The 12463-nt window shown below is 54.4% G+C and carries 9 protein-coding genes and 2 pseudogenes; 7 read left to right on the top strand and 4 right to left on the bottom strand.

Annotated features, from left to right (window positions below):
* Nucleotides 1–138 precede the first annotated feature (138 nt).
* The 3 genes and pseudogenes from PMM47T1_RS30505 to PMM47T1_RS27795 all read left to right on the top strand — a co-directional run.
* A pseudogene (locus PMM47T1_RS30505) lies at nt 139–855 on the top strand (metallophosphoesterase family protein); the annotation flags it as partial.
* Between the two features lie 189 nt (nt 856–1044).
* Nucleotides 1045–1206 (top strand): annotated as a pseudogene (locus PMM47T1_RS30510) (copper-binding protein); the annotation flags it as partial.
* 184 nt (nt 1207–1390) lie between these two features.
* The gene (locus tag PMM47T1_RS27795; RefSeq protein WP_008375555.1) at nt 1391–2905 is read left to right on the top strand and encodes a YaaC family protein; all 1515 of its coding nucleotides are present in this window, start codon (nt 1391–1393) and stop codon (nt 2903–2905) included.
* A 36-nt stretch (nt 2906–2941) separates the two neighbouring features.
* Here the strand turns inward: PMM47T1_RS27795 and PMM47T1_RS27800 are convergent, their stop codons facing one another.
* The 4 genes from PMM47T1_RS27800 to PMM47T1_RS30515 all read right to left on the bottom strand — a co-directional run bounded on the left by PMM47T1_RS27800 (nt 2942) and on the right by PMM47T1_RS30515 (nt 7726).
* Nucleotides 2942–4432, bottom strand: coding sequence for a tyrosine-type recombinase/integrase (locus PMM47T1_RS27800; RefSeq protein WP_008375557.1), 1491 nt, complete (start codon nt 4430–4432; stop codon nt 2942–2944).
* A 459-nt stretch (nt 4433–4891) separates the two neighbouring features.
* Entirely contained in the window at nt 4892–5659 is a 768-nt protein-coding gene (locus tag PMM47T1_RS27805; RefSeq protein WP_008375559.1) for a hypothetical protein, read from the bottom strand.
* Nucleotides 5660–5688: 29 nt separating this feature from the next.
* On the bottom strand, nt 5689–7296 hold the full coding sequence (locus PMM47T1_RS27810; protein ID WP_008375561.1) for a lipase family protein: 1608 nt from the start codon (nt 7294–7296) through the stop codon (nt 5689–5691).
* 52 nt (nt 7297–7348) lie between these two features.
* Nucleotides 7349–7726 carry a hypothetical protein gene (locus PMM47T1_RS30515; protein WP_008375562.1) on the bottom strand — a complete coding sequence of 126 codons (378 nt, stop codon included), beginning with the start codon at nt 7724–7726 and terminating at the stop codon, nt 7349–7351.
* 599 nt (nt 7727–8325) lie between these two features.
* On the opposite strand from PMM47T1_RS30515, the gene tssB reads away from it, so the two are divergent.
* Genes tssB through tssL form a run of 4 tightly spaced genes read left to right on the top strand, consistent with a single transcriptional unit; the run spans nt 8326 to nt 12462 of the window.
* Nucleotides 8326–8829: a type VI secretion system contractile sheath small subunit gene (gene tssB, locus PMM47T1_RS27815; RefSeq protein ID WP_008375564.1), complete on the top strand. Its 504-nt coding sequence runs from the start codon at nt 8326–8328 to the stop codon at nt 8827–8829.
* Between the two features lie 34 nt (nt 8830–8863).
* Complete coding sequence (gene tssC, locus PMM47T1_RS27820) at nt 8864–10405, top strand: type VI secretion system contractile sheath large subunit (protein WP_008375566.1); 1542 nt, start codon at nt 8864–8866, stop codon at nt 10403–10405.
* 24 nt (nt 10406–10429) lie between these two features.
* Nucleotides 10430–11785 (top strand): type VI secretion system baseplate subunit TssK, encoded by a 1356-nt coding sequence (gene tssK, locus PMM47T1_RS27825; RefSeq protein ID WP_008375568.1) that lies wholly within the window; start codon nt 10430–10432, stop codon nt 11783–11785.
* The gene (gene tssL / locus PMM47T1_RS27830) at nt 11782–12462 is read left to right on the top strand and encodes a type VI secretion system protein TssL, short form (protein WP_008375569.1); all 681 of its coding nucleotides are present in this window, start codon (nt 11782–11784) and stop codon (nt 12460–12462) included. Before tssK ends, tssL begins: the two co-directional genes overlap by 4 nt.
* Nucleotide 12463: the final 1 nt, after the last annotated feature.

Raw genomic sequence — 12463 nt, forward strand, 5'->3', positions numbered from 1 at the left:
TGACCTTTTCGGCGTCGACTGACCAGTTTTGCAGCTCTGTTGGGTACAAGCAAGTACCGCCCAGGGTTGAGGTCGAGCGCAAGGACAGCCTTCCAGTCCCTTTCACATCAGTTGCGTGAGGCAAACAAGGAGTTCAGTTTGGCGGCCGTATTTATCCACCTCTCCGATATTCACTTCGGACAAGAAAAAGCTAGCAGCATTCGAATAGTCAACGAGGACGCTCGCAGGCAGTTAATCGAAGATGCGGCCGCACACGTGGCAACACTACCTACCAGAACGGCTTCGGGCATCTTAGTGACCGGAGACATCGCATATGCGGGCAAACGTCATGAGTATGACGCAGCTGGATTGTGGCTTGATGAACTTGCCTCCCGCGTTGGTTGTACGGCGGCTGATATTCAAATGGTCCCAGGAAATCACGATGTCGATCGAGATCAGATCAAAGGATTGACTGAAATGATGCTCGCGGCGATCGGTAACGAAGGTGAAGCGAAGCTGGATGCCTTTCTTGAAGAGGCGGTGGCAAGAGAGGTCCTTTATCTTCGCTTTGAAGAGTACCGACGCTTCGCCGACGCTTACCAGTGTCCGCTCGACTGCAGCGGCAATAGCAGTGCAGAGCGTAGGGTGGAGCTCGCCGATGGACGAGCGATTCGCTTTGTGCGACTAAACTCCGCTTTGATTTGTTCGAGGCGTAAAGACGAAAAGGGAAATTTGCTTCTGGGAGCCCGCCAGCGGGTTATGAATGAGGCGATCGGCGAAGAGCTGGTGGTGCTAACTCATCATCCACTTGATTGGTACGCCGACTCGGCTGAGACCAAGAGGTTCTTAAGAAGCCGAGCTCGAGTTTTCATTTCCGGCCATGAGCACCTGGCAGCAGTAGATGTCCAAAACGTAGAACCTGGGCGCGACCTCATGATGCTTGCCGCTGGAGCTACGACACCTGATAGCTTCGACGACACCTACACTTATGCTTACAACATTATCCAGTTTGACTGGGATGAGAACGACGATGCTCTTGCCGTGACACTGTACGCCCGAGCATGGACCATCTCTCACGGCGCTGTTCCAGCTGTGCAATGGCAACCAATGACCATGGCCTTTTCCGTAACGGAGGATCAATTGAAAGGGCTGACAGCCGGAGACCGAGTGTCGTTTTCATTTCGGTTAGAGGGTGGCCGAGCCACGATTGTATCCATCAAAAAGTGAAATGGAGGTAATGGAAGTAGCCGGAGCGCAATGTCGCGTCGGCTTCTGCCACCTGCTTTTTACGAAAACCAATTATTCAGTAACGTAGCGTGAATGGCCGTTATTGGCTGTGGATTCGATCAATTAATGCTATGACTGAAGCTGCGATAGTGTTTTGTAGAAAGACAGATCAAGGAGAAGGCATATGCAAGACAGCGGATGGAAGGCGCGCTTAGATATTCTGCGGGACGCAGTGAAAAGAAATATGCTTGATAAGCTAGTTGGACATGGCTGGGACGCGTCCATAGTCAGTGAGGTTGCCGCAGGAGAGTATGTGGTCGTAAAGGCATCTAGAGGTGGGGCGGAGCGTTCGGCCGCAGTACTCTATTCGTCAGCGACGAGCAACAATGTATACAAGCAGCTAGCTGAAACGGTGTCCGTTATCTTTTTTAACGGACAGCCGTACATGGTTGAGTCATTCGCTATGGGGGTATCTATTCCCGTGAAACCGATTGACGATTTTCAATCCCTCCTCATCGAATGGAACCGTGAAAGCAGTGCTGGAAAGTTCGCTCCAACGACAACGCGAGTCGAAGAGGAGACCTTTGAAGACTTGCAAACACCGCGGCGAGTGTTGCTTTCAGAAACTCCGATAGAAGCAGTCTGGGCGAGGCTTGCTCAGTTAAAAAGTGCGACTCTTGCTCGAAAGATGGTCGACCGCCGCGCTCAACTTGAAAGCTTAAGTCTTGACCTGTCGACCATTGTGTCAAAGGGAGAGGGCGTTGCCTTTGCGCTCCGCAATGCCACCGATTATTTCAGTGCCATTGATCGAAGAAATGTCAGTCAACGTGTACTCAATCTGTATTACGGCACAATGTCCTTCGCATTTGCCGAGATGCTTGCTTCGCCAGGAGGTCCTCAAACCCTTGCAGAGTTGGAGGCAACAACCAAAAAAGGGCATGGCCTTTATACCCATGATGGTTTAGACGACCGATTTGAGAGTCTAGCCATTGGTGCGCTCGTCTCGGGCTTTTTCCCAAATTGGGTTAAATCGATGTCTGCAAACTCACTTGTCGCTGCCAAACGGAAACCAGACGGTCTGGATGCACTGAAAGCACTGCCCGTTGAAAGTTGGCTTACGATGGAGCAGCTATTTTCTCGGATACCTGAGGTTGCGGATCTTTTTGAGGACATATTTGAAGGTAAACCTTCTTGGGTTACTCCTGCTTACGATCAAGAAAGTAATGGTCGGCACCACCGTGCGACAACGACCTACGCTCTTTTGATAGATGAGTCTGGGCGAATGACTGTGGATGATATTGCTGCTTTTCCTGGGGCAATTCGCGAAATCATCCAAGTTTCGTCTAGGTCATCAGCAAGCCATTTCCGTGTGGCAATTGATCATCCGGAGTCGAGTATTTGGTGGGATGCACTTCAGCTACATCACAGTCCATTTAAAAGACATGCGCTCATGCTACCTCTCTTTGGAACGATAAATGAGTATCGAGCGACATGTTTGGTGTTGCTCTATGCGTTGTCCATTCTGGTTCGCTATCGTCCAAGCCTATGGCGGCAGATACAGGAAGGGGAGCTTGATCATTTCAGGTCACTGATCGAGACGTTCCTTTCAGCAGTTGAGCGCATTCTTCCGGAACAGTTTCTGGAGAAAATTACGGGTCAGTCGATCTCTGTCCATCAACCCGGCTCGTTTTTTTCCTAGGATGGTTGAAGACCCTGAGCATTCCTTCACCCGCTTTCAGTTGGAATCTTCGGGAAACCCACTTGCCAATCCAATTGTGGGCGTCGGGGATCCAGTGGCGGTGTAGTCTGGAAAAGACATCATCGACTCGGCCGGAGGGTGCTCGTAGGTCGAGGACAGCATAGCACTGAGTTGGTCGCCCAAAAGATTCCAGGCGCGTTTCTTCTCTTCGGCATAGTCGTGATGCAGGTAGTGGCGTCTCACCCGAGAGCCGGCCAACACATGGTTTTGGCAGCGGTCGATAACGTCCAGGCTGACACCTAACGCCTGCATCATGGTCGCGCCCGTGCGGCGTAGGTCATGCGGGGTCCAGTCGCCGTTCTGGCCGTCGGCGAGGACCAGGGTGTCGTCATGACGCCGTCTGGAGAGGGCCTTGCGGTTTTTGAACCGAGCCTGACGATCACCCACCTGTTTGCTCACTACCTTCACATCCACATGCTGATCATCCTGTTTGTTGGGGAAGCACCATTGCGAATCTCCCGTCAGGGTCTTGAGTTTCTGAAAGAAATGCAGGGCGAAGGGGGAGAGGAAAACATGGTGGTCCTGTTTCTTGCCGCGAGCGCCTTTGACGTTCTCGCTGGGAAGGAACCAGGTCTGCTTTTCCAGATCGACATTTTTCCATTCGGCCTGCAGCAACTCACCAATTCGGCACAGCGTGCCCAGGCTGATCCAGAGCGCGAGTTGAGTTTCTTTCTTTAGTGGTCGAGTGCCCTCGTATTTTTGGCCGGCGGGGAGGGCGTTGTAATCGGCGGTCATTTGCTGGAAGCGTTTGTGCAGTTCCAACAGCTCCGCCGGTGAAAGGATCCGACTTCGTTCGGCTTCGTAGTCGGCAGGGATCAGGGGAGTGATGTCGACCAGCTCAGTCGGATCGCCCTCGACTAATAAGGCCCGCCAAGGCTGACGCTTTCTGGCCCAGCCGAACATCTGGGTGAGGTCGGCGAAGAAACTGATGGCTTGCCGGTGAGCGCCGCGGCTGACGACCGTGCGGATCAGCGCCCGAATATCGTGTTCGGAGACGCTGCTCACCGCGGTCTTGCCGAGTGCCGGAAAAAGGTCTTTGTTAAAACGCCGTTGCAGTTCAGCATTGCCGTCTTTGCGCGCGACGCCATCCAACAGCCACGCCTTGGCCAGCTCTCGGACGGTCAGCGTTTGCACCTTCGTCGTTTTTACTTGTTCAGCCTCTACGTTAGCAGCCGCGTATGCCTGTGCCTTGGCGGTTTTCTTTTGCTCGTTGGGATTGATTTGCTCATCAATGAGCGCACGGGCCTGGTTGCGGGCCTTGCGGATGTCCGTCAGGGATTTGCGCGGCCAGGACCCGCAGGAGTACTCTTTATTTTGGTCGCCCCACCGATAGCGATAGAAAAAGCTGACTGACACACCGTCCTTACGGACTGAGATTCGACCGGCGAGATTGCCATCCTCCCTGAGGATTCGGCCTGCATCGTTGGCGGTCAGCGACTCGAGTTCTTTGATGGTGATTTTTGCCATAAAATGGGTTCCCCCTACTTTTACCCCCACAAAAACGTCGGCTCTTGATGGACGTTACTGGACTCTCGTAGAGCAGAACACCGCTGGAGCTCAAGTAAATACTAGCTTAGAAAAATCCAGAGTAAAATTTTGGACGCTTTCAAGAAGTATAAAAAAGGAGATGGGGTGCTAGGGGTCGAGTGTTCGAATCACTCCGTCCCGACCATATTTCTTAAGAAAATCCAATCACTTAGCGGTGGTTGGATTTTTTTATGCCTGCTCGATTTATTCAATATCGGATTTTGCCCCCACTTTTTGCCCCCCCGTTGAGCTTCTGTGTAAACCTGTATTTGGGTTGAGCTGGAGAGTGCCGGTTTGAGGGAGATTTACGAAGGTAATTTCCCACCCCCACAGCTTCACGCCGTACGCGGTGGTCAACCACTGACGGCTGCTCGGAGGTAAGCCCCCTCCATAGAGCTATCATTGTGATTTCCCCAGCCGGATGGCCTGCAATTTTTGGAAGCTAGGTCTATAACGCTCATTAGCTTGAACGCTCCCGTCTGGATAAGTGATGGTCGTAAAATTTCCCTTCTTCTTCACCTTGGGCCCAGCTGAATAGACCACAAAGTCAGAATGCAGAACCGGTTCGAAATACACCTGTCGGGCCTGCAATACCTGATACATCAGATAGAAATCGCCTGCACCCGCCAAATTGATGGTTTTTTTATATGGCCCCAAGAACTCCTCATCGACCCATGGGTAATAATCCTTCTTGATCGTCAAGTCACCATCGACTTCAAAATCCGCCCCCCCACGTGGCGAGTCGTTGTGATCGAAGATCACCACCACGCCACCTCCCCCCCCCGAAGTCACATTCTCGCCAAAATGCGTCGGATCGGCATAGGCGACCCCAAACGTCACATTACTCAAATGCCACTGGCAGGACCCACCGCCATCCATAGGCAGTTTCGCGACGTACAGTTCGCTCTGCCCCTGACGTTGCAATTGCACGTTAATGTCGTGATACCCCTCCAGCTCGATGCGCTGACCACTGGCCCCATGGGTGATGCGCTTGCAAGTGGCTGAGCGATACATCACCCGCATGGTTTCCGCTACGAGTTCCTTGGGCACCTTCACTGTGATGGTCATCTGTTCGCTGTTCGGCGGCGGCGCCAGGCTGTAATCCTTGGCACAACCACTGAGACTGACGAGCAGCGTAAGTAATGCAATGGGTATCTTCTTAATCATAGTCTGGTCCTTGACGGCGCTGGCTGGGCTCAACAGTAAGTCTTCTCGTAACAGGCCTGCGGGTCGGCCGCGGCATTGAAACGTTGTAGCGCTTCAGTACCGCCCTCGGTCTGTTGCGTGACCTGCAAGGCTTGGCTGAGCAGGCTTTGCAAATGAAGGAACACCCGGTTGCGCTCCAATTCATCCGGGGCAAGGCTTTCAAAGTTTTCGTTCATCTGACGTTCGAATGCCTGTCGATCTACCTGCCGCTTCAACAATGGCGAACGCTCAGGATCGATCGATTCCAGCAGTTGGCCATAGATATAGGGTTGATAACTGCTCATCAGGTGGTTCCCTAGACCTATCAACCGGCCAGATTTTGGGTTGCTATAGGGCGGGAAGAATCGGGTCCGGCTTTCAGCGTTTAATGAGGTGGTGAATCGTTGCTGCGCTTGTCCTGACTGTTGGTCATCTACGGGGCTCAGGCCAGGCACCAGGTACAACTTGGCCTTTTCCGACAGACGACGAGCGACGGTGTTGTAATAGGGGGCACCAAGCCCGTCCTTACTACGGTAGGCAGGGTAGTGCGAACCGCGTTGCAGCGTGTGCTGCTCAGCTTTGAAGAACATGGCGATTTCGCCGTGATGGCAGAACGGGTCGCCGTGACGGAGCAGTGCACTGGCGCCCATCTGAACGGTCGACCACGCAAAGCCCAGTGTGGTACCCAGTGGCCCGTAGAGGTCGTAAAGGTAGTTGTCCAATGCTGCTTCGGGTGGAACGCTAGGGATCGGATCGGTGTCGTTGACATGGCGAAAATGCCAGAGATCGCTCAGGCTCTGGACGGCCTTGAGAGTAAAGGTGCGCGGCATGCCATAGGTGTACAGCAGTGGATTTTGATCTTTGAGTGCTGCCGCGTGTACCAGTCCCAAGGCACCACCCAGGCTATGACCGCAAATGAACAACTCTTTGTTACGCGCTTCACGCGGAATCGTCTCGCCCAGAGCCGTGGCATAGAGCCTTCTGGCCACTTCATACCCATCACGAAAACCCAGGTGCACACTGCCCTCAGGGGTCAAATCGGCACAGGGCACTTTGGGGTCGCACTGTATCTGCATTTCCGGCTTTACCGGGCGAAAGGTCGCGTCAGTGCTGAAGTCAGCGAAACCATCCATCTCAGTACCTCGCCAAGCCACCAGCACCTGAGAGCTACTAATGGCGTAGAACAGCTGGGTATCCCCTTCCGGCAATTCGGCCGTTGCTGTATCCAGCTTAAATGCCTGGGTATAGCGCTCACTGAACGGAACATCGATGACCAAACAAGGCAAATTTTGACCGTTATCCCACACCCGGGGTGTACGCGAGAGGTCCAGGCATTGCTGCTCAAAGAACTGCTTGACTGAGCCGCGATCCTTATCGCGCTGTTTACTGTATGCCAAAATACTCATCAGGCTCATGTTGTAAGCGTTGGCCAGGCTGTACTCCGACTGGTGGTGCAGCACCAACGACCAGGCGCGGAAAGGGCAAATTTCCAAAACATGGCGGCGGTTCAGCTTATCGTCAGCGACAGTGAAACCGCTGAACTTCGGGTCGGGGAAATGAAACGCCGGCAGTTTGTCTTGTTCCGACCAAGGATCCAGGTCCGGGAATCGATCACACAACTGACCGATACGCAGATAGTGATAGCCATGGCCTGCCGCGACGGCTTGCTGCTCAATTGGCGAAAACCCCGAACGCTGCGGGCCATACAGAGGCGTGTGATCCCCGATGATTGGCCTGTGCGGTTCTGGGCGCAGTGCGCGTAAACACTGTTTGCAGCACTTCTGCCAGCGGATTGGCCGTCAGCAGTAAGGTCACTGCCATCGCGTGCAGGCCCTCTAGGCGGATCACCCCTTGGGCATCGCTCTGACCGCTGAATTCAGGAACGAGTTGGCAGCGAGTCGCTTCATTGATCGCCCGAAAAGGCTGATGAGGCAAAGGCTCCCCGCGCTCATCGAGCAATTGAAACTCCAGCCAGTGACGGATCTGCTTGCCTGCCTGAACAACCTTGTAGGTGAAAATGGTATCGGTGCGATGTTGCGTATCAGACATAACGGATCTTCCATGAGTCAATCAAGAGTCGGTGCCACCACCCTGAAACTGTGGTTATCAAAAATAAATAGGACTTTTCCTAAAGATACTCATTCCCAAAGAATTTAGTGGTCAGCAGCATCAGCGTATGAGTAGGGCGCGATCGCTGGAACACACTCGCTGGAAGGACTTACGTTGGATTTTTAGCCGTGTTTGATTGCAGGTCGTTACGCCTATGACTCACGCAGCCAATTTACCGTGTATGGAATGTGTGAAACCAGCAAACAGGATTTCAGCTGGCTCATAACCATCAGCGCGGTGGCTCACTATCACTGGAATAGGTGGCTCACAACCACTGAACTGAGTGGTCACCATCACTGGAATACACATCAATATCAGATAAATCTCAGAGACTTTAGGAAAGGTCCTACATACAAAACAAAATTCATAGGGATTAAAAGTGCTTGAATATTTATTGGTTGTTTTTATGCTTATGAGCTGACTAGAATCCCCCTCTGCAATTTCCTACTCTGCGGTACGCCAAGTATCATTTTTTCTCTGAGCTACTTGGTATTTGTGATGGGTTTTTTCCGTCTCGTAGAATTGTGTCTGGAGGATTTATGGCATCAAACAGCTTTCAAAATGAAGTGCCCAAGGCGCGGGTCAACATCAAGCTTGACTTACACACCGGTGGCGCCCAGAAGAAAATTGAATTGCCACTTAAGCTGATGGTGATGGGTGATTACAGCAACGGTAAGGAACAGCGTCCGTTGTCTGAAAGAACCAAGGTTGGTATTAATAAAAACAACTTCGACAGCGTGCTGGCAGCGTTCTCTCCGAGCCTGAAACTGGCGGTTGAAAATACCTTGGCCGATGGCAACGTTGACACCGCTGTCGCGTTGAGTTTCCAAGGCATGAAAGACTTTGAGCCTGAGCAGGTGGCGCGGCAGATTCCGCAGCTGCGAGCCCTGCTGGCGATGCGCAACCTACTGCGTGACCTCAAATCCAATCTGTTGGACAACGCGACCTTCCGCCACGAGTTGGAACGCATCCTCAAGGACGAGGCGCTGAGTGACGAACTGCGAGCCGAACTGGCTGCGCTGGCCCCCCAAGACGTTCGTTAATTGCCCCAGGCTCGTTAATAAGGAAGTTTTCATCATGTCCGCAGAACAATCATCCGCACGCTCGCAGCTGACTAAAACCCACGACGGAGACAGCGGCCAAGGTGTCTATGGCGCCTTGTTCGCCAAGATCAATCTCAGTCCGGTTGCGCAACTGAATGGTATCGAAGCGTTTCAAAATTCCGAGGCCCTGTCCGAAGCGTCTGCAGATGAGCGAGTCACTGCGGCCGTCAGTGTCTTCCTGGATTTGCTCAAACAGTCGTCGCATAAAGTCGAGCGTCTGGACAAAACCCTGCTGGATGAGCACATCGCATCGCTGGATGCACAGATCAGCCGTCAACTCGACGCGGTCATGCATCATCCCGACTTTCAGCGTGTCGAGTCGACTTGGCGCGGTGTGAAATCGCTGATCGACCAGACCGATTTCCGTCAGAACGTGCGTATCGAACTGTTGGATATCAGTAAGGACCATCTGGTCCAAGACTTCGAAGACGCACCTGAGATTGCCCAGAGCGGTCTGTATCTGCACACGTACACCCAAGAATACGACACTCCGGGTGGCGAGCCGATTGCGGCGGCTATTTCCAATTACGAGTTCGACCGTGGCCCGCAGGACATTGCTCTGCTGCGCAATATTTCCAAAGTGTCGGCAGCGGCGCACATGCCGTTCATTGGTTCCGTAGGTCCTGCGTTCTTTGGCAAGCAGTCGATGGAAGAAGTGGCGGCGATCAAAGATATTGGCAACTACTTTGACCGGGCCGAATACATTAAGTGGAAGGCGTTCCGCGAAAGCGACGACTCCCGTTATATCGGTTTGCTCATGCCCCGCGTGCTGGGTCGTCTGCCGTATGGCCCGGACACTGTCCCGGTGCGCAGCTTCAACTACATCGAAAGCGTCAAGGGCCCGGATCACGAGAAATACCTGTGGACCAACGCTTCGTTCGCCTTCGCGGCCAACATGGTCAAGAGCTTTATCACCAACGGTTGGTGTGTACAGATTCGCGGGCCACAATCGGGTGGGGCGGTCACCGATCTGCCCATTCACCTGTACGACCTGGGCACCGGCAATCAGGTGAAGATCCCCTCCGAAGTGATGATCCCGGAAACGCGCGAATTCGAATTCGCCAATCTTGGTTTTATTCCGCTGTCGTACTACAAGAACCGCGACTATGCGTGTTTCTTCTCGGCCAACTCGGCCCAGAAACCAGCGCTGTATGACACCCCCGATGCCACGGCCAACAGCCGTATCAACGCACGCCTGCCATACATCTTCCTGCTCTCACGTATTGCCCATTACCTGAAACTGATTCAGCGCGAAAACATCGGGACCACCAAGGACCGTCGTTTGCTGGAGCTGGAACTGAACAAGTGGATCGGTGGCCTGGTCACTGAAATGACTGACCCTGGCGATGACCTGCAAGCTTCCCACCCGCTGCGCGATGCCAAGGTGACGGTCGAAGACATCGAAGACAACCCCGGTTTCTTCCGCGTCAAGCTGTACGCCGTACCACACTTCCAGGTCGAAGGCATGGACGTCAACTTGTCGCTGGTTTCGCAGATGCCCAAGGCAAAAGCTTAAGCCACTTCGTAGGGAAACGATGACATGAAAATCGACCGCCCCCTATGGGCTGCGGGGGCCTTGCTGTCCCCGCAACAATTCCAGCAGCAGGCACGCTGGGAGGCCTGGGCTAACGAGAGTGTGGCCCATCTGTCTCTGGTACACCCATGGGGTGTTCAGGGGGTGGCGTTCGACCTGCAAGCCTTACGCCTGGGTAAGCTCAAGGCCACTCATGTGCGGGTGCGTATGCCTGATGGCACGCTGATCGATACCGACCATGTGGATCGGTTGCCTCCAGCCCTGGAGTTGGCTCGCCTCCTGTCTGATGATGCCCAGGAGGCTACGTTGCTCTTGGCGTTGCCGCTGGAACAAGCCAATGGCAATAACTGTTTATTCGACGGTGCGCGTGCTGACCATCCGACGCGTTATCGTCAGGATTGGCGGCAAGTGCAGGATATCTACGCCGACGAGGTGCAGTCGATAGGGGTGCTGGAGTACGCCCTGACCCTGCGCCTGGCTGACGACGAGAACGCCGATTACCTGACCTGCCCGGTCGCACGCCTGGTACGTGATGGGCAGGGTGCCTGGCAGCTTGACCCCGGATATGTGCCGCCGCTGCTCAGTTTCGCGGCTCATTCAGGGCTGCTGACCCAGTTAGATAACCTGCTGACCCAGTTGTCTGCCAAGCGGCAACGGCTGATGGGCATGCGCCGCGAAAGTAACCAACGCATGGCGGATTTTGCCGTGGCCGATGTGTCGTTGTTCTGGCTGCTCAACGCCTTGAACACCTATCAGCCGGTACTGGCCGATCTCAAGGCCCATCCTGCGCGGCATCCCGAACAGGTATACCTGGAGTTGATCAAGTTGGCCGGCAGCCTGCTGACTTTTTCGCTGGAGCAGGACCTGGACTGTATTCCTGCTTACCGACACGAACAGCTGGAAAGTGTATTCCCACCCCTGATGCGTACCATTTCCACCTTGCTGGAAGCCAGCCTGCCGTCACGAGTTATTGCTCTGGAGTTGGAGGAAGCGGGGGCCAATCGCTGGCAAGTCACGCTCAACGATGCACGCCTACGTGAGCGTGACGGTGCCGACTTCTACCTGTCGGTGCGCTGCCGCATGCCGGCCGCACAGTTGCAGAGCCAGTTCCCGCGTCTGTGCAAGGTGGGGACGCCGGACGATGTCGATTATCTGGTCAATGCTGCGCTCGACGGTGTTCCCTTGCAGCCGCTCAGTCATGTGCCGGCGGCCATTGCGCTGCGCCTGGAAAACCAGTACTTCGCTCTGGAGCTAGGTCACGCCAAAGGGCAAGCCATGCTGGCCGAAGGGACCTGCGCATTCTATGTGCCGAGCACGCTGGTTGACATCAAACTCGAACTGTTTGCGGTACTGCGCGCATGAATCTGACTCCCTCGAACAAACATGCCGTCACCGCGCAGGAGCTTGATGCGCTGCTGCAGGACAGCTACCTACTGGTCGTCGAACTGCGCCAGGGCGCCTCGATACAAGATGGTCCGGAACTGTGGAAACGCTGCGAGAAGCAGGTCGAGCAGGTCCAGCAGGGGCTCAAGGATGCGAACATACACACACGCAGCATTGAGCTGATCAGTCACGCCCTGTGTGCCTTGCTGGACGAGACCGCGCTCAGCTGTGCCAAGGGTGATGCCCATGCCCAATGGGCCAGTGAGCCCTTGCAGGCCAAGTTCTTCAATCGCCACCAGGCCGGTGAGTTTTTGTATGAAGACATGCGCGAATCACTTCGCCAGCCCTCTCCTGACGTACTGGTACTGACAGCCTTTCAGCGGGTCCTGATGCTCGGCTTTCAGGGCCGGTACCGTAACGTGGGCGATCCCGAGCGTGAGCAACTGCTGGACACCTTGAATGCACGGGTCGCCCCCCTGGCGCTCAACCAGGCGGTCATGACCCAGGGCATCGGCCATCGAATGAATCCCGTGCGCGGGTTGCGGTCTCCACGGGTTCATATCCTGGCGGCGGGCCTGTTGCTGATCGGCGCCTGGTGGGGGTTGGATCACTGGCTGGGCAGTCTGATCGCCACGCTTGTACCTGGCCAGGCGTGAG

The sequence above is a fragment of the Pseudomonas sp. M47T1 genome, assembly GCF_000263855.1.
Classification (GTDB): domain Bacteria; phylum Pseudomonadota; class Gammaproteobacteria; order Pseudomonadales; family Pseudomonadaceae; genus Aquipseudomonas.